Consider the following 18,426-nt stretch of genomic DNA (forward strand, 5'->3'; position numbering starts at 1 on the left):
GAACGGAGATTCAGCATGCAGGACACCCCCATGTTGCGCGGCCTCAACACCCTGCGCGAAGCGTGGTTGCAGGCAAGTTCCGACCCTGCCAAGCGGCTGCTTGTCTGGCGTTTGCCAGCCAACGCCAGCCGCTTGTTAGCCGCGTTCTTCGAGATGCAGCGGCATGACGAAGGACGCGACACAGCGGACTATTTCCTGCGTATCGACACCCGCTACGAACTTGGTTTTCGCTATAGCCGGCAGATCAAGCAGGACTTGCTGGAACGCTATCTCGGCAGCCAGGACGAACTGCGTGAGCAGGGCGTAGCGCTGGGTTGGCGCGGCCCGAGCGAGACGCACCCGGATTCCGCTGCCGGCGTGGTCGAGGTGCTGGATGGCTTCATCGAGCATCACGGCGCGCACATGCGCTTGATGGCAGCAGTGCTCGAACCGGAGCGGCATGTTCCTGGCGATGGCTTTGAACGCTGGATATCCACTGCATTGGCGGCCGGGCCGAGCGCACGTCTGCGATTGGTGTTGGTGGATACGCAGGAAGATCCGCGCTGGCAGTCACTGCTGGACAAGCACGCCAGCACGGCGGTGTTGATCGGCGGCGATGTCGACATGTTCGGTATTGCCCGCGATACCGCAGCGCAGGCCAGCGGCCGCGGGCCTGAGGTGCTATACCGGCAGCTGCTTGCGGACCTGATGCTGTTGATCGAGCGTGGCAGCCCGGCACAGGTGGTGGCACGCGCCGAACGTGCGCAGGGATTGGCCGCACGCAACGGCTGGCACGACCAGCAATCGGTGGTGCAGATGATGGTGGCCGGTGCCTGGCTCAAGCAGGGAGATCACGCTCAAGCCATCACCGCCTACCGTAGCGCGCGCACTGCCGCTGACAGCGCACGCGCCGGCGGCAATGCCGCTGGGGCGAGTCTGGTGATGCAGAGCTGGTTTGGCGAAGCGGGCTGCTGGCTTACCGCCAAGCAGCCGGAACGCGCTGCACAGACCTATCTGCAGGCATCGGGATCGGCCGCCAGTATTCCCAACCCCATGTTCCAGCTGGAAGGGCAGCGTATGGCGGGTTGGTGCCAGTTGCAGGCGGGCAATAAAGAAGTCGCGCGCACCCAGCTGCTGGAGGCCATACGTATCGCCAAGCCGCTTTCGCCGGCAGACCGCAAGACGACGACGTTGCCACAGGCATTGTGGGACCTGCTATTGCTGCAGGATGCACGCCGCTGCGAAAAGTTGCAGGAGGTTTCGGCGGGCTATCTGCAGGCCAGCGCCAGTGTATTAGGCACCGCCGAAAGCAAGGCCATGGCGTTGGGACCGCGACCTGCGCTACCAGCATTGGACGCAATCGAAGCGCAGCTGGATGTTGCCTTGGAGCAGGGCTTCCACCGCGCCCAGCAGGAGCGCGAGCGACTGATTCAGGGCGGTGACGAGTTTTTCCGCAAGATTGTCGCGGTGGGGCGCGACTTTCTGGACCCCGGTTGGAACGGTATTCCCGCGATCGAGCATCCGCTCGACCATGAAATACCGGTATGGAGCGAGCCGCCGGCGATGCAACCATTGCCCGACCCATCAGCATTGCTGCAGCCGCCCGCCACGCCGCGTAGCGCATCAACAACCACAGGAGCAGCATTGGCATGACGCCAAGCCGGAAAACAGCAGTGATGGCAGTGGCCATCGTGATCGGGATCATCGTGGTGGCGTGGATCAGCGCGGAGTACCGCGACGAGGTCAAGGCCTTCCTGCGTGCGCTGTTGCGCGCGCTCTGAGCGACAAGGAGTGTTGCCATGAGCATCGCTGCCAAACATTTCGACCCGCAGCTGGGCATCGACATCCACATGTACGCGGTGCCGCCAAGCCCGTTGCCGACGCCGCATATCGGCCTGGTGCTCGATCCATTTGACTACATCCCGTTTATTGGTTCGACGATCAAGGTCAACGGTGTGCATCGCGCCACCGCCGGCACAGGCGGACTGGATGTGCATATTCCACTGGGCGTATGGGCGCCACCGCTGGCGGCCCCGATGGGGCCGCAGTTCGACGGTGAAGAAATCTTCATGGGCAGCCGCACGGTGTCGGCCGATGGCGAGCCGTTCTCACGGCTGGCGATGCCGGTACTGGACTGCAATCTGGCCGGCATGATCAATCCGTTCCGGATGAAGAAGCCGAAGAAGTCGCTGCGTGCAATGTCCTTGCCGACCGGCTTGAACGTCGCCATTCCGACCAGCGTGACTGTGGGTGGGCCGCCGACGATTTCGTGGACAGCGATGGCGTTCCGTGCGGCGTTTGCGGGGCTGGGGAAGCTGCGCAAGAGCAAGTTCTTCCAAGGCAAGATGGATGCCTTCAAGAAGTGGCGCCAAGGCAAGTGGGGGCACCTGCCGCCGGGCACGCTCAAATGCAGGATTCTACGCGCCGAACCGGTCGATATCCGCGATGGCAGCGTTGTGGTCAGCCATCAGGATTTCGATATCCCCGGACGCCTGCCATTGGCATGGCAGCGTAGCTACAGCTCCGCGCAGATCGGGCGCGGCGGCACCTGTGGCATCGGTTGGCAGACGCCCGCCGACATCATGCTGGAGGTGTTGGGCGATGGCTCGGTGTGGATGTCCGGCCCTGGGCAGGTGGCGTTCTTTCCTGAGCTGCCGCCGGTGGATGGCGAGGCGGCAGCGATACTCGATTTCGTAGATGGCGCGCGGTTGTTGCGTCGGCAGGGTCAGTTACGGGTGCGCTTCAAGGGTGGGTTGGAGTACGTGTTCGGCAATGATGTGCCCAGCGGTGTTGCTGCGCTGCCGGCGCACGGCCTGCAGGCGTTGGAGCGCATCGAAGACTCCAGTGGCAACTACTGGCGCTTCGAGCGCAACGGTGGTCACCTTGTGCGAATTGTCGAGAGCGGTGTGGGCGGCCTGCAAGGCCGTTTCATCGACGTGGATACGCGCCAGGGCCGTATAGAGCGAATGGCACTGCACGACCCTGCAACCGGTCTCGTGCACCCATTGGTGAGCTACCGCTACAGTAATGAAGGTGATCTGGTTGCGGCGCTGGACGCTTTGGGTGCGGCGCGCACATTTGTCTATCAACAGCATCGATTGGTGCAGCACACGGACCGGGTCGGCCTGTCGTTCTACTACGCGTTCGATGCGCAGGGGCGGGTAGTGCACTCCTGGGGTGATGATGGCCTGTACGACTATCACTTCGAGTACGACGCACTGCTGCGCGAGAGTCGCGTGACCGATTCACTTGGTCACCTGAGCGTGACCAAGTTCGACGAGAACCAGTTGCCGCTGTGCGAGATTGATCCGCTCGACGGCGTTACTTTCTTCGAGTACGACGATTTCGGCCGCACGGTGGCGGTAACGGATCCGGAGGGCCTGCGCACCGGGTTTTCCTATGACGCACACGGCAACTTGTGCTGCCTGACACGAGCGGACGGCAGTACGTTGCAGATGGAGTATGACGACCACGACAACATGGTCGCGCTGCGCTCGCCAGATGGTGCCACGTGGCAGCAGACTTATGACTTGCGCGGGTTGCTGGTTGCACAGACCGATCCATTGGCAGCGACCACACGTTATGACTATGACGCCAGCGGGCAACTGCTCGCGCAGACCAACGCGCGGCAGGCCGTCACCCAGCTGCGCTACGACCGGCACGGACTGGTTGCTGCGGTCGTCGATGCGTTGGGGCATGAGAGTCGCTACGAGCAGGATGCGCTGGGTAATCTGCTGCGACAGGTGGATCCGCTGGGCCAGGTCAGTCGCTATGAATACGACGCCAAGGGCCGTTTGCTGGCAACGGTGACGCCCGACGGTGCAGGCGTGCGCTGCGAGTACGATGCGGAAGATCAGCTTGTCCGCTACACCGATGAGGCCGGCGCGCAGACCCGGCTGGAATATGTCGGCATTGGCCAGATCGGCCGTCGCCTTCAGGCCGATGGCCATGCGGTGGCATACCGCTATGACAGCGAAGAGCAGCTGATCGCCGTCATCAATCAGCGCGGTGAGACCTATCAGCTGCTGCGCGACCCACTTGGTCGCATCATCGAAGAAGTCGATTATTGGGGCCAGGCACGACGCTATAGTTATGATGCTGCCGGGCGCCTGAGCACTACGGTCGACCCCCTCGGCCAGAAAATAGCCTTCAACACCGACAAGATGGGGCGGATTACCCGCAAGACACTGCCGGATGTACGTCATCCTGGACAGCAACTGCAGGAGCACTTTGTCTACGACAAGCTCGGCCAGTTGGTGGAAATGCGCAATCCCTCGCGTACGGTCAAGCGTCGCTACGACCCGGTCGGGCAACTGCTGGAAGAGCTGCAGGATGGCTTCCGCATCGGCTACGGTTACGATGAGGTCGGCAATCGTGTGTCACGCGAAACCTCCGCGGGCAATCGTTTGGCAATTGGTTACGACCTGCGTGATCAGGCGGTATCGATAGCGATCAACGATGAATCACCGATCCTGATGCAGCGCGACGCGCTGGGGCGGACCACGCAGGAAACCCTGAGCCCGCTTCTGCAGCGCAACTTCAGCTACGACAGCCGAAACCTGCTGACCTCGCAGTCCATCCTCAAGGACGCGGCGCCGCTGTTTGAAACCAACTACGACTACGACCGCAGCGGCAATTTGACCCGACGCAATGACAGCGGCCAGGGCGTGGACGAATACCGTTATGACGCCATTGGTCGCCTGCTGCAGCGCACCGACCCGAAGGGCAAGATAGAGCGTTTCTTCAACGACCCGGCGGGTGACCGCCTGCGCACTGAGATCAAGCAGGTGCAGGCACGGAAGGTGGTAGGGGGTAACGACGAGTTGGTCACCTGGACGCGGGAAGGTACGTATCAAGGCCTGCACTACGTCTTTGACCGGGCGGGCGACCTGATACGCAAAGGCGCACCGCACGGCGACGCTCCCGACGATCTGACCTTGATCTGGGATGCCAACCACCGCTTGGCCGAAAGCCGGCGCAATGGACAAGTCACGCACTACGGTTACGATCCGCTTGGTCGAAGGGTATTCAAGCGCAATCCAACGCAGACGACGTGGTTTTTCTGGGATGGCGACGCGATGCTGGGCGAGGTGCAGCAGGCTAACGACGCGGAAGACGCGGCACCAGTTTGGGTGGGGAATGTTGCAAACCTGGTTGAGGTCAAGGCGCGGCAGCAGAGGTTGGCGGCCTTGCATGAGCAGGTTCGGGAGTATGTCTATTATCCGAGGACATTTGTGCCACTGGCTCTCGTCAATCCGCATCTGCCGGCAACCCCAGCCGCATCCGCGCCGAGTCGTGAGGGAGTCGCAAGGAGGGAGGGACGGATGGGTGGTAAAGTCGCGTCTTCTCAAGCCGCAGATTGCGTCGCTAGTCCTCAAGCGGCTTCTCAGAAGTTCAGAATAGCGATGCCTCTGAACGAGCAGCCTAGAGCGAATGCGGGAGTCGGAGTCCTTGGGGGTTTGTGGTTGGGGTGCTCGTCTGGGCCGAGCGAGCCTGGCTCAAAGGGTACATCCAGTACCTATGAAGGTGCGTCGGCTCCGATCAGCCAAATCGCTCCGCCGCCTGCAAGCATTCAAGGGCTAATGGATGAATTCGATTCGTCGGAATTGTTGATGGGTGAAATTTCCGTAAGTGAATCACCCGCGCATACAAGCGTATTGCAGCGAGCTCAACGTCCAAAGATTCTATACTTCATCAATGATGCCAATGACAGCCCTTGTCGTATTTTGGATTGTAGTGGTCAGCTCTACTGGCAGGCTACCGTTTCGCCATGGGGCGTAGCGCTTGAGGTTGATGTGCAACTAGTGGTCAATAACATTCGGTTGCAAGGGCAGTATTTTGATATCGAGTCCGGATTTAGCTACAACCGGAATCGGTATTACGATTCCGCTCTGGGCGCTTATGTTTCGGTGGATCCGATAAGACTTGCTGGCTCGCTTAACCTGTACTCATATGTGTCCAACCCGTTCGCTGCATGTGATCCATTAGGACTTTGGGGAGAGCCAATGAATGGTGCGTCAGCAACCGTTACGGTTGGCGACGTCTCTAGGAGATCTACGAGTAGTGCAGCTGGCCATGCGGAGATAAATGGGCTTAACTGGTTTATTGACGAGGGGCCGGGTTTTGACGGGAAAAAGGTGATAATCAGTGATGTCGCTGGCCAATTCAAGAGTGGTGAAATCCCGGTTGGAGTATGCACTGGATGCAGATCTAATATTTTTGATATTTTGATTGATGGCAATGCTTCGAGTGTGGTTATTCCGAAGACCGTGGGTAACGTATTTCAAAGGAATATCGAAATTTCTTCTTCAGAGTTTGAGAGAATGAGTAGAGAGATTGGGTCAATTTATCGCGGGATCGGGACTGACAGGCAAAAATCGGATCGCGCGTGGCAATTGCTGGAGGCGGCATGCAGAGGTTGATATACCCCAATGTTTCGTTGTTCTCGTATGATCCCCGTTGGGGCGAACTGCGTTTGGGAGCGGAACCCCCGCTCTACTACATGCTCAAAGACGCAAAATTTTTCGTCGACCTGAATCCTCTTGGCGATAGGGCTATGGCTCCAGTAGAACGGATATCCGTAGGGAAGGATGGCGATGTGCTTGGAGTCGAGTCAGTCGAAGAAGGTGAGGCTGTAGAATATATTGTGTCCGCAACATGCCCCTTCGATCGCGCGAACATTGCCTTGGTGAACCGATTGACCGAGATTGCTGACATCGGTACAGGGGCGGATGACGACAAGATCGACATTCATTGTGAGGGCGGTGTAATCAAGACATGCTATATAACAAGGGTTTTTGATGGTGGTGCGCCTAGGTCTATTCGTATCGTGCGGGAGGGGGGGCGGTATCTGCTTGTAATTCCAAGCCCGAGATATCGTTCGGAGATTGATTCACTCGCGATGAATGAATCTGAACTTACCATCAAGTGCGTAGATGGCACATCCTTAAAAAGAAAGCTCTCTCTTCCAGAAGTTATAAAGGATTTTTTCTGTGTTGTAGTCGATGAATTGCGTAACGAGCGAAGCACTCGAGACGAATGACTTGGGAAATGAGTGAGCCGTCGACGTCCTCCAAGATTGAGTAACTAGGGAAGGTCTGAACAACTCCGTCGCAGCCTGTCAAACTACAGAGAACGAGTTGAGAGCCCGATCCGCCCATGCAACTGACCTTTGGCGACGCCGAGCAACAAGGCCGACGCAAGCGCACACGGCGCGAGATCTTCCTGTCTGAGATGGAGCTGGTTGTGCCGTGGAAGGCGCTGTTGTCGTTGATCGAGCCGCATTACCCAAAGACAGGCGGCCCAGGCCGGCAGCCATACCGGCTGGAAACGATGTTGCGTATCCACTTGCTGCAGCAGTGGTACGCATTGAGCGACCCGGCGATGGAAGAGGCCTTGTGCGATACGCCGGTGATGCGCCAGTTCACACGGCTGGGCGGGCTGGAGGAGATTCCGGATGAGACGACCATCCTCAACTTCCGCCGCCTTCTGGAGAAGCACCAGCTGGCAGCGGCAATGTTCAAGCAGATCAACGCGCACCTCGCGCGTAAGGGCATGAGCCTGCGCGCCGGCACCATTGTCGATGCAACGATCATCAACGCGCCATCGTCAACCAAGAATGACGATGGCAAGCGTGACCCGGAGATGCATCAGACCAAAAAAGGGCAATCAGTGGTACTTCGGGATGAAGGCGCACATCGGTGTGGATGAGCACTCCGGACTCGTCCACCACGCGCATTGCACGGCGGCCAATGTGGGTGACGTAACCCAGGTGCAGCACCTCTTGCACGGACGCGAAGAAGAGGTCTACGGCGACAGTGGTTACACCGGCGCAGAGAATCGTGCGGAACTTCAGGACATCAAGGCAGCGTTCTTGATCGCCGAGAAGCCTTCCAAGCTGCGCACGATCAAGAACAAGCGCGACTTCAAACATGCACGTCGCTGGGAGCACTTCAAGGCAAGTATCCGCGCCAAAGTCGAACACCCGTTCCGGGTTGTGAAGCGCCAGTTTGGTTACGCCAAGGTGCGCTATCGCGGTCTGGCCAAGAACGCAGCACAGGTGCTTACGCTGTTCGCGCTGTCGAACCCGTGGATGGTGTGGCGGCAGTTGCTGCCGCAGGCACTGTAGTTTTATCTGCAGGACGGGAAAAGCCGTCCTGCTGCGCAAGGATAGACCGGAAAGTTACTGCGTTCCCGACTTGTAGTACGTGGTGCCGACTCGATCAAGGGAAATCAGCGTGGCTGAGTCGATTGTTCAGACCTTCCTTAGCGCCCGGTGTGGGCGCTGTTGGTTGTAGAAGGCGATCCAGTCAGCAATCACCCGCAGGGCGTGGGTTTGGCTTTCGACGCGATGCCGATGCACGCATTGCTCTTTCAATGTCCGTATCACGCGTTCGACCATCCCGTTTTGCTGTGGGCAGTGCAGCGGATCTTCCAAATGAAAGGCTGGCAGGTCCGCAAGCGGGTACTGGGACAGCGCCCACGCATCGAAGCGAAAGTTTCCGCGCTGAGCTTCCAGATTAGCGTTGGGCCACGGACCTGTGCCGCGTGCAGGGCGGCAAGGACGGTTGGCTCAGCCTGGCGCTGGTGATCGATTGCCACCCCCGGCAACTGCTGGGCTGGCATCTGTCGCGAACCGGCCGGGCCGGCACCGCCTCCGCTGCCCTGGAGCAGGTGCTGATCACGCGCTACGGAACACTGGGGCGAGTGCGGGAGCCCTTCCTGCTTGGCTCCGACAATGGTCTGGTCTTCACCAGTCGCGACTACACCCGATTGGTGCGCAGCTACGGCTTGAAGCAGGAGTTCATCACCCCGCACTGCCCACAGCAGAACGGGATGGTCGAACGCGTGGTACGGACATTGAAAGAGCAATGCGTGCATCGGCATCGCTTTGAGAGCCAAGCACATGCATTGCGGGTGATTGCTGACTGGATCGCCTTCTGCAACCAACAGCGGCCACATCAGGCGCTGAAGATGATGACTCCAGACGCGGCCTATGCCGCTACATTAACCGCATGACCTGAGCGGGAATCGGTGGGTCATTGCAGGACCACGCAGGAAACCCTGCTTCAGCTTGCAGAAGCTAGTGATTGGGAGATCAGATGGAAGTGGCATTGAGCGGACGCATGGGAGGGCCTGAGGTTGGGGTTGCCTATCTTGCGGAGGTTGTACGGGTTCGGCCGAAGTTGAAGGCTGCGCTGGCCGGTGTGTTGGTTCCAGGGCTGGAAGCCGTCGACATAGAGCTCTGGATTGGTGGCAGTATCACTGACTACTGCTCGACCGGTTTTTCTTCTGACGCAACATACTTCCCGAAGAAGCAGAAGATCACTGTTTCCATTTGTGTTCCAAAGGATGACGCAGCGGGTATGAAGGAACGCCCTGATCTGGCAGTTCGCAGCTGGTTGGCCGAAGGCTTGAGTTCCGTCTCATTACCAAAGAGCGCACAGATTCTTGAGTTCTCTTCTGTTTCCGGCGCTGCCAAGACTGCTTTGGATATGGCTCGATAGGCCAATGTCTTTGGCTCCTGAGCGCAAGAATGAAGCTTACGGCCAGCAGTTGCAGGAGCACTTTGTTTACGACAAGCTCGGTCAGCTGGTCGAGCGGCGCAATCCCTCGCGTACGGTCAAGCGCCGCTACGACCCGGTTGGACAGCTGTTGTAAGCGCTGCAGGATGGCTTCCGCGTCGTTTATGGCTACGACGAGGTGGGCAACCTGGTGTCACGGGAGACCTCTGCCGGCAATCACCTGAGTATTGGTTACGACCTGCGTGATCAGGCGGTGTCGATAGCGATCAATGAGGAGTCGCCAATCCTGATGCAGCGCGACGCGTTGGGGCGGACCACGCAGGGAACCTTGAGCCCGCACCTGCAGCGGAACTTCAGCTATGACAGCCGCAACCTGCTGACCTCGCGGTCCATCCCCAAGGACGCGGCGCCGCTGTTTGAAACCAACTACGACTACGACCGCAGCGGCAACCTGACCCGACGTAGTGACAGCGGCCAGGGCGTGGACGAATACCGCTACGACGCCATTGGTCGCCTGCTGCAGCACACCGACCCGAAGGGCAAGATAGAGCGTTTCTTCAATGACCCCGCCGGCGACCGCCTACGCACCGATATCAAGCAGGTGCAGGCACGCAAGGTGGTGGGGGGTGACAACGACGAGTTGGTCGCCTGGACGCGCGAAGGTACCTATCAAGGCGTGCACTACGTCTTTGACCGATCAGGCGACCTGATACGCAAAGGCGTGCCGCCCGGCGATGCTCCCGACGATCTGACCTTGATCTGGGATGCCAACCATCGCTTGGCCGAGAGCCGGTGCAATGGACAAGTTACGCATTACGGCTACCATTCGCTGGGTCGATGAGTGTTCAAGCACGGCGTGGCGCAAACAACATGGTTCTCTGGATGGGATGAAAAAATGTCTCTATATATTTTGAATTATGTATCTGGTGCGCCGGGATGCCCCATTGTTCTTAAGGGAAAGTTGAACAAGGGCTGGTCATGGAATGCGTTCAATCCGGATACTTCCGTGGTTGATCCAGGAGCTGGCTACGTTTACCAAGCCGAGCATGATTTCTTGGATTTCGATTGCTGGGGTATGTGCGGGATGGCGTCCGAACGTTTCATGCGGATATGTCTTGATTTTGGCGTCGGCGTTGAATTTGTGGCGGTGGATGTGCTGCTGGCAGATCGGAAGAAAACGAAGAAGAAATACTTCTATCTGCGTTGGTCTGCGTGGGCGTCGGTGATTGATTGGGAGCGCTCCGACTACGAACTTGAGAAGGACTTGGCGACTGGAGAGGTTGTGCATTACAAGTACTTTCCGGATGTGCCCGTAATCGAAACCGTTGAAAATTTCGTTGTAGATGAGGGCAGAATTCCTGACGGCGCCGCGTTCAAGTGTTTGGATCTTGGTCACGTACTGGTCTGCAATGATGCGTTCCGCGACGCTTGCGAACAGGCAGGGCTTGCGGGCATCCAGTTTGAAGACATCACGAACTATAAGAAGAGCGACTTCTGGGATTGATCGTTTTGCCAATCAAGGTTCGCTGTTTGGTCAGGTCATGAATTGGATGCTGGTTGATCAGGGCTGCCGGCTTCTACGTGACCGAATTTTTGGAGCCGAAGACAATCCTGATTTGCCGCAGCGGCAAGCAAGGCTGTTTCCGCCCAGAACACCGGTAATGGCATTTGATTCCTGCTGATGGGCCGGACTACTCCGCAACCCTCTGCAACTCCACCGCATAAATCACGCTGTCTTCGATGCGGCCATCGACGGTGAAGGCGATGGATAGCTGGTCCGGCGCAAGATCGGTGCGGTGAGTAAAGCAAGTGGCTACACCTTTGGTGCAACTGAAATCCCAAGCTTGACCACCTGCAGTTCGCAGATCGCGCACCGTCGTTCGGTTCGTGATCACCAGTCCTTGCAAGGACAGCGGCTGACTGGAGACGCTTAGTGGTTCCAGCTCGGTGCCGGGCGCAGCGACTTCAAAGCCAGCCGCTTCGCGGTCTATATGGTTCAGGACAATGGTGACGATGCTTGCTCTTGGGCTTTTGCCGTTGTCGGGATAGACGTGGATGCCAAGCTTGTCCCAAACCAGTACGTTAAGGCCGGGGCTTGGCTGTGTGCTTCGATAGTCTTGGCCCAGCACTTGTATCCATTCGCTTACGGGCGCGCCGAGATTCAGTGCGTTTCCTTGATAGATCAAACCAGTGGGCGTGGTTTCGATCATAGGTTTTGCGTTGGCAGCTGCGGCGGTAGTTGCTGCCGGCGAAGGCTGAGCCCGGGAAGGGTTTGCATCGCAGCCGATGAGTGTCAAGCCGAGCGCGGCGGCTATGAGTAAGCGTCTGGTGACTTCTTTCCGCGCCACTTGGCCTTGTTCCTCTCGTTGAGAATATCTTTGTAGACGTGCGTGATGTTGTCTCGGCTGTCGGTCGCTGACGCAGCTATGCGCATGCGCTTGGCAAGGACTTTTGTGGTGAACGACCGCCTGGTGTGGGTGGAGCCTGGCTCAATGAGTAGATCCGCGTTTGATCGCCGTCCACACGTTGTCCAGGTGTGCCCGAAGTGGCATCGATGCTTTGGCTACGTTCGGATCATCACGGCGTTCGCCACCGAATGGTGGGTCGCCTTCAATCTCCACGAGTGAGTCGCCGTTCACCACATAGTGTTGCTGATCACCTTGGCGTACATCGATACGCAGTTGCTGAGGGTCAATGCCTCCACCGCAGAAACTGTGGCTGGCGAACGTCAGCTCTGCACGGCCATCTGCATCCAGGTCTGTTGCCTGCGTCTGCTCCGGGAAATAGCCGGCTTCCAGATCAAGGCCTTCGCATGAGGTCGGCTGCTCGACTCTCCAGCGCGAGGTCCATGCCGCGTCAGGGGAACTGCGAACGAACTGCTCAGCTCGCAAGGTAACCCGGTCGACGAGGTCTTCAGTGGCGTCTTCCTGTAGTGTTTCCTCGCTGAGCGAAAGCAGCAGAAGTCCCTCGCCATCTTTGTCCTCGAATGCGAGCTGCTTTACAAGCGTGCCTTTGAACATGCCTTTCAACTGGTCAGAAGGAAGATCGGGGCGTGCCTGTAGGGTGGTCATACGCTCCGGTTCCGCTGCAGCTGTTTCATATACTTGCGATACTTCGTGCATGTCGGATGGCGTGGGCGGACTGCAGCCGGCCGAGCCGAGCACCGATATAAGTGCTGCAGCCAACGTTCGTAGAGTTGCAAAAGTGCTCTTCGCTCCCGACCCCTGTGGAAAGAAAGCCGAGCGCTGCATTGAGGTCGGAATCTGCCAATTCACCGGGCTTTGGCTCCGATAACTTTTATGAACCAATGAGTGAGCTTTTCAGTACGAAGCGCAAACGTGAGTACGTGTGGCGCGGATCTACGGAGCGTTGCCTTGTTGACTGTTGCCTCGATAGCACAGGTGTGATGGCCGTCTGGTCAATTGCCGATGACGATTCTGCTGTCCTGTCCAATCAGAAATGTAGATGGACTGCTTGGTGTGCTCTGAACGTACGCCATTACGGTTGTTGTGCATGACGCAGGAAGAATGCTGAAAAGAAAGAAACCGAGGGCAACTTCAATCTTCGCTGGCGGGGTGGCTCCTCGGGAGGGGGCGCGCGATGCTCTCCACCTAGTCGCGCGAGCACACGGATTGTGGGTCAACTTTTGGGACTTCCTCATACGAGAAAGTCGTTTTGTTGAAGACAAGCTTTACATGTTGGGGCGGTGCATCGTTTTTTCCGGGCGTGGCACATTCCCGCGTTGCGGCCAAGTCTGGCCAAGCAGCCGCGACAGGTTCAGGGACAGTCAAACTTTTGAAGTCGCCTTCCAGTACTTTTATCGAGGTGCCGTCACCGCATTGCACGAAACCGAGGTAGTGAGTGATGTCGGCACTGCCGTAGTTGCTTCCCAGGTTCTTGGCGATCTGATCAGGTAAACCGTCGGCGTTCAGATCCGGAGCTCCAGCACTGAACGTTTGGCCAGTTGTCAGATTGTAGATGCAGCCCTCGTCCGCATCCGGGGGGCAGGCACTTATCAATCCCTGTTCATAGGTCTTGATCTCAACAAGATCGTCGATCGGTGTAGCTGCACATCGCTGCGCAAGCGTCGGTGGTGCGGCGTTTGTAGTGCAACTCGCGACGCTGCACACGAACAGAACTGAGACGTACTTGAGCCAGATGCGATTCATGCGTCAGATTCCCGTTGCATCGAGCTGGAAACTGTTGCGGCCAGCACGCAGTGACCCGAGCTCATTGTTGACTGTGTAACGGCGGCCTGCGCGACCGGCGTATTGCGGCCACGCGGCAAGTTGGTTTTGTGTTGCATTGATGGCAGCTGCATCGGAGAGCAATTGGTCAGTCACAGCCTGCTCGTGTGCATCGGTCCATTGCCCAAGTGGCAATGACCAGTTCAATCTGGTGTTGTTGGCAATGGCGGCGCGTATCGAGTTGGGAACGCTTTGGCCAGTCACGTGGGCCGGGCGGAATATGTGCCAGCGCAACAGGATGGCGGTTGCCTTCTCGGACGTGCAGATATCTCCCAGCGCGGCATTTATGACGGTTCGCCCCGAGGTGATGTTTACATTGATGGCGCGCACATCGCGCAACCGTAGACGTACCATGCCCCACATCGCCCGCTGTACGCCGGTTATGGTTCTGCCGGCCATGGCAAAACGGTGGAACCAGTGCCAGGTCTTGAAGTAATCCGCCTCAGCGGTAGCTCGATTCACCATCGGCAATTGTTGATTCGCCGTGGCTGTCTGGGCCAGGGCGGTCACGGCCTGGGCTGGCTGCGTCTGCTCATTGTGCTGGCGTATCCACCCTTCGTACTTGCGGGCGGTGCGGTTCCATAGCGTTCCGGTGTTTGCTGATACCCAAGTGCTGGATGGGAAGAGGCCGAAGCTTCCGAACGCGGTGAGGTAGTGCGCTTGGTTGCTGTGTAGAACATAGGCCAGAAATCCTGGAAGTTCGCCATTGTCGTAGCCGTTCTGCGGCATGAGGCCCATGGTCCAGTGGCATGGGCCTAACGAGATCAGCGCATCGTCGTATGCATTGATACCGTCGAACATCCCCATGCATTCCATCTCGGCGGTAGCCCGGGCCACACGGTAGGTGGATGCAGTTGCCCCGTTTGTGTTGGCCGCCAACGTCGCAAGGGTGTTGGGAGGGCCGATCAAACGTTCCGGAGTCATCTCCGCTTCGGTCCACGTGTGTGTAGGGACTTCGCTTCGAGCACCACCGTAGGTCATATAACTGGCATAGCCACCGAGGATCTGATATTCGTCTTGGCTGCGCCCGGCAGGGTAGGTGTAATAGCGACTGAAGTCGCGTGAGAACATGCGGACATATGCGGTCACGCGTCGGTTGGCGTCGCGCACCACACCTTGTGTGATCTGGTTGTAGTTCCAGATGTTGACGCCGTTGGCGGCAGGCGTGGTGCGTTGACCGGTAGTTGGCGCGACCTGCCAAGCTTCGATTACCACCGGGCATCGATAGTTGTTCTGAAGCCAATGTTCGATGGCAGCACGCGTGCGCTGGTTGACGACACCGCTGACCGGACCCGTATACCTGGCTCCATTGGCCACTCGGTCAAGCGAGCCGACATGGAAGCTCTCTGGCGGGTTGGAATTTGGACGAAGTCCCAGAGCGGCCACTTCCGGGGCGGTTGTGCCCGCTTGTGGGCGCCATCCCTGAAGGCGTCCGATGTTGACCTGGGCGACGTTGGCCATGGCTGCGTATATCTGGAACTCGCGTACCGCCCATTCCGTAGTGCGCCCGAAGTCGCCATCCGCGTTGGCAATGAAGAGGAAGCCGAGTGTCCGCAGATCATTCTGCAGCTGACGGACGTGCTGAGGTACCGCTACGGTGCCGCCGCCGCGGTTCTGGGGTGTCTGCGCAGCTGCAGGTGTAGGCGGTGGCGGATTGTTGACTCCGCCCCAACGCGGGGCACGATTGGCGCCAGGATTGCCGTCGTTGTCGCTACGTTGGAGGTTGTGGTTGGCATATAGCATGCTGCATCCGTCCTAGATGTCGTGTTTACTGCCCAGCGCAACCACGCCGTCGAGGCTTGGTGTGTTGAGACCGGGAACGTCAACCGAACGATGGAAACGTTGCAGTGCCATCCGGCTCTTTGGCCCGAAATCGCCATCAAGCGCGCCGTCGTAGAAGCCAAGATTCTTGAGTTTCGACTGTAGCCCGATGTGCTCGGTGGTTTGTTTTTGCGCTGCCAGGTCGAGTTCCCATTCCCATGGGTGATTCTCAAGGCCGAAGGGATACACCTTCAGAAGACCTTTCTTGACGCCATCGGGCATGGGCTGATCGATGGTCCCATCCGAGCTGAGTTCGCCCTCGTAGATCTTTCCGCCCAAGTCGAGACGGTAGGGCTTTCCTGCAAGCGCGCCAGGTTCGAATTGTTGCGCTACCCGGATCCCGAACTGCTGCAATGGCAACGCGGTGCCCTTGGGTAGATGCTCGGGGATGCTGGGATTGGTCTGGGGGCCAAGGAACGGATGCTCGCCCGCCTTGACCTTGAACTCGCCCGGGCAGCTGAAGGTGATATCGCCGCCTTCCAGAGTGATTGCGCTACTGCCTGCCTGCAGCACGACCTTGCCCTTCGCCAGCACATCAATGCGCTGCTCGGTGGCGGTAACGGTGATGGCTTGGTCGGCCAGCAGTTCCAGTTCGCCGTCGTTGGCCTGCAGGCTGACCGGGCCGTTGGCAGCAATCAACCGCACCGGGCCGGCTTGCGCGAACAGCGAAACCTGGCCGCCGGAGACTGCCGCGATGGTTTCCCCGCTGCTGGCATGCAGGTCTTGTTGTACGGTCAATTGCAGGTTCTGTCCGGCGAACGCAATCGCGCTTGCGGGTGTGGTCCAGGCAATGTGGTTTGGTGCTTCAGCCAGCAATAGCGGCTTGGCAAAGCGCTCAACCGCTTGCTCACCGGGTGTACGGCCATCGCTGGGCTTGAACTGGGACTGGCCGTTCACTACGCCTTGGAAACGGCCGTCTACGCTGGGATCGATCTGCTCGCGCAACTGACCAGTGTGCTGCCATGCGCTGAGGCCCGGGACCTGCTGTTGCTGCAGTGTCTGCTGCATCTGCTCCAGGCTGCGTTCGGCACCCTTGAGCTGGGCAACGACTTCGGCGTTGTTCATCACCGTTGAAGCCGCGCGCTCCTGGGTGCTGGCGGACAACAGCAAGCCTTCGGCTGCGTGCACATTGCCCCAGCCCTGCGTTGCCAGTTCAAAACCTTCGCCACGCAATGTGCCGCGCTCGGTGTTTTGATGTTGGATCAGATAGCCCAGCTCAAGCCGGCTGTCGGCCAGCGAACTGTGCAGGCGCGTGCGCAGCTGGCCGGGGGTGTCGTCGATCACCCATTGCTGACTGCCGCTGCCGTCGTGGGCTTGGGTGTGCAGGCCGCTGAGCACGCCGGGGTGTTTGGCGCTGTCGTCAATGCCGCCGCCAAAGGGCGGGGCAACGTTGCCGTTGTACAGCTGGCCGGTGATACGTGGTTGGTCGATGTCGCCATGCAGGAATTCCACCAGCACTTCGCTGCCAATACGTGGCAGGAAAGCGGTGCCCCAGTTGGGGCCGGCAACCCACTCGGCGACGGAGACCCAGCTGCCGCTGGTGTGGTCACCCGGAGCGTGCCCGCCTTGGGCACTGCCGGTTTCGCTCAAGCCGCCGGCGTTCGGGGTGCTGCCGCGCTGCCAACCGAACTGAACGCGCACCTGGTGTTCGCGGTTGGGGCTGATCGCAGCATCGGCGATGCCGACAACGCGAGCGGTCTGCGGGCCGTGCAGGGTAGGGCGGTCATGCGGTAGCGCGCGCACCGGTACCTTGGCCGCCGTCGCGATGAAGCTGTTGCGGTAGCTACCGCGCTCCAACGAAGTATTGCCAAGCAATTCAGCTATGCCACTTTCCAGATTGTTCACGGCGGCGTGGGCGACGACCAGTACCTGGAATTGGCGGCCTTCATGCTGTGGGTGTTGGCTCAGGGTAAAGCGCGCACCTGCAGCCATGCGGCGTTCGCTGCTGCAGCCGTTGTGCAACAGCTGGGCTACCTGCAGCGCATCCAGCCGCGCTTGTGCTTCGTTCTGCGCCCAGCTGGATTCGTTGAAGCGGCCGGCACGCGGCTGCACGTACACTTCCAACGCTGGAACGTCACCGGCTTCGGCGTCGGCTTGTGCAGCGATGGCATTGAGTTTGTCGGCATGCCAACTGGCGACGGTGCTGCTGTTGGGAACGAGCTGCTGCTGTTCGCTGAAGCGGGTTATCCCGTCACTGGACTCGCTGGCGGCAACGCGATGGAAGCGGACACTGCCCAGATCGGGCAATTCGGCCTGCGGCTCAAACACCACAAAGGTGTGCGCGCCATCGCCTTCCTGATTCTGCTCGATGCGCCAGGCCAAGCCGCTCTCCGCCAGCAGGCGACTGACGAACTCGCAGTCGGTCTCTCGATACTGCGTGGTGATTGCGCGTTGCGGCAGAGCTGCTTCTACGTCGAAGCGATAGTTGGCCTGAGGGTAGTCGTCGAAGATCTGCGTGCAAATGGCGCGCACATCCAGATCCTGGAAGATCACCGCATTGCGGCGCAGGCGTAGCAGCGCGGTCCACGGTTCCAGAGCAAGCTGGTAACGGGCCAGCCCACCATCGCTGCCAAGTTGGGCGACATCAGTGCACAGGCCATGCCATTGCCGCTTCGAGCCGTCCGGCAACAGCAGTTGCAGGGTCAGTGGTTGCTCCAGCCAGCCATCTGTCTCCAGATGTGCATCGGTGCTCAGGCAGTCGATCTGCAGCCGCATATCGCCGCACAGCGCTTCCTGGCCCTCGAAGCGTTCAACTACCAGGCCCTCATGTGGGGCCTGCAGTTTGATCAGCCGGTTGTGATGGGAAAGCGCAGCGAGCGCGGTAGACAACGAGGAGCTCGGGACGTCCATATCGA

At 59.1% G+C, this 18,426-nt stretch carries 14 protein-coding genes and 1 pseudogene; 9 read left to right on the plus strand and 6 right to left on the minus strand.

Going from position 1 to position 18,426, the window contains the following annotated elements; all coding sequences use genetic code 11:
* Positions 1-15: 15 nt before the first annotated feature.
* The 5 genes from ACVOLL_RS01560 (at position 16) to ACVOLL_RS01580 (ending at position 8,107) form a co-directional block, all read left to right on the plus strand.
* Positions 16-1,632, plus strand: a complete 1,617-nt coding sequence (locus ACVOLL_RS01560; RefSeq protein WP_481511261.1) for a hypothetical protein — start codon at positions 16-18, stop codon at positions 1,630-1,632.
* Positions 1,629-1,760 (plus strand): hypothetical protein, encoded by a 132-nt coding sequence (locus ACVOLL_RS01565; RefSeq protein WP_481511262.1) that lies wholly within the window; start codon positions 1,629-1,631, stop codon positions 1,758-1,760. The genes ACVOLL_RS01560 and ACVOLL_RS01565 overlap by 4 nt, the downstream gene beginning before the upstream one ends.
* An 18-nt stretch (positions 1,761-1,778) precedes the next feature.
* The gene (locus tag ACVOLL_RS01570; RefSeq protein ID WP_481511263.1) at positions 1,779-6,401 is read left to right on the plus strand and encodes an RHS repeat-associated core domain-containing protein; all 4,623 of its coding nucleotides are present in this window, start codon (positions 1,779-1,781) and stop codon (positions 6,399-6,401) included.
* A complete protein-coding gene (locus ACVOLL_RS01575; protein ID WP_481511264.1) occupies positions 6,368-7,021 on the plus strand; it encodes a DUF8184 family protein in 654 nt (217 codons plus the stop codon). The genes ACVOLL_RS01570 and ACVOLL_RS01575 overlap by 34 nt, the downstream gene beginning before the upstream one ends.
* Positions 7,022-7,137: 116 nt before the next feature.
* A protein-coding gene (locus tag ACVOLL_RS01580) for an IS5 family transposase (protein ID WP_481511265.1) occupies positions 7,138-8,107 on the plus strand; the annotation gives its coding sequence in 2 pieces (ribosomal slippage) (positions 7,138-7,635 and positions 7,637-8,107; 969 coding nt in all).
* Between the two features lie 126 nt (positions 8,108-8,233).
* Here ACVOLL_RS01580 and ACVOLL_RS01585 read toward each other — a convergent pair.
* Positions 8,234-8,416 carry an integrase core domain-containing protein gene (locus ACVOLL_RS01585; RefSeq protein ID WP_481511266.1) on the minus strand — a complete coding sequence of 61 codons (183 nt, stop codon included), beginning with the start codon at positions 8,414-8,416 and terminating at the stop codon, positions 8,234-8,236.
* Between the two features lie 110 nt (positions 8,417-8,526).
* On the opposite strand from ACVOLL_RS01585, the gene ACVOLL_RS01590 reads away from it, so the two are divergent.
* From ACVOLL_RS01590 to ACVOLL_RS01605, 4 genes and pseudogenes are all read left to right on the plus strand, one after another.
* Positions 8,527-8,997, plus strand: coding sequence for a transposase (locus ACVOLL_RS01590; RefSeq protein WP_481511267.1), 471 nt, complete (start codon positions 8,527-8,529; stop codon positions 8,995-8,997).
* Between the two features lie 83 nt (positions 8,998-9,080).
* Complete coding sequence (locus ACVOLL_RS01595) at positions 9,081-9,485, plus strand: Imm12 family immunity protein (protein ID WP_481511268.1); 405 nt, start codon at positions 9,081-9,083, stop codon at positions 9,483-9,485.
* Between the two features lie 40 nt (positions 9,486-9,525).
* Positions 9,526-10,341: pseudogene (locus ACVOLL_RS01600) on the plus strand (RHS repeat domain-containing protein); the annotation flags it as partial.
* A 3-nt stretch (positions 10,342-10,344) separates the two neighbouring features.
* Positions 10,345-11,007: an imm11 family protein gene (locus tag ACVOLL_RS01605; RefSeq protein WP_481511269.1), complete on the plus strand. Its 663-nt coding sequence runs from the start codon at positions 10,345-10,347 to the stop codon at positions 11,005-11,007.
* A 187-nt stretch (positions 11,008-11,194) separates the two neighbouring features.
* On the opposite strand, the gene ACVOLL_RS01610 is transcribed toward ACVOLL_RS01605, so the two are convergent.
* From ACVOLL_RS01610 to tssI, 5 genes are all read right to left on the minus strand, one after another.
* Positions 11,195-11,713, minus strand: coding sequence for a DUF7738 domain-containing protein (locus ACVOLL_RS01610; protein ID WP_481511270.1), 519 nt, complete (start codon positions 11,711-11,713; stop codon positions 11,195-11,197).
* A 279-nt stretch (positions 11,714-11,992) separates the two neighbouring features.
* Complete coding sequence (locus ACVOLL_RS01615; protein WP_481511271.1) at positions 11,993-12,574, minus strand: M949_RS01915 family surface polysaccharide biosynthesis protein; 582 nt, start codon at positions 12,572-12,574, stop codon at positions 11,993-11,995.
* Between the two features lie 540 nt (positions 12,575-13,114).
* Positions 13,115-13,672, minus strand: a complete 558-nt coding sequence (locus ACVOLL_RS01620; protein ID WP_481511272.1) for a hypothetical protein — start codon at positions 13,670-13,672, stop codon at positions 13,115-13,117.
* A 3-nt stretch (positions 13,673-13,675) separates the two neighbouring features.
* A complete protein-coding gene (locus ACVOLL_RS01625; RefSeq protein ID WP_481511273.1) occupies positions 13,676-15,493 on the minus strand; it encodes a peptidoglycan-binding domain-containing protein in 1,818 nt (605 codons plus the stop codon).
* Between the two features lie 12 nt (positions 15,494-15,505).
* Positions 15,506-18,421, minus strand: a complete 2,916-nt coding sequence (gene tssI / locus ACVOLL_RS01630; protein ID WP_481511274.1) for a type VI secretion system tip protein TssI/VgrG — start codon at positions 18,419-18,421, stop codon at positions 15,506-15,508.
* Positions 18,422-18,426: the final 5 nt, after the last annotated feature.

The organism is Stenotrophomonas sp. STEN035, from assembly GCF_056759935.1.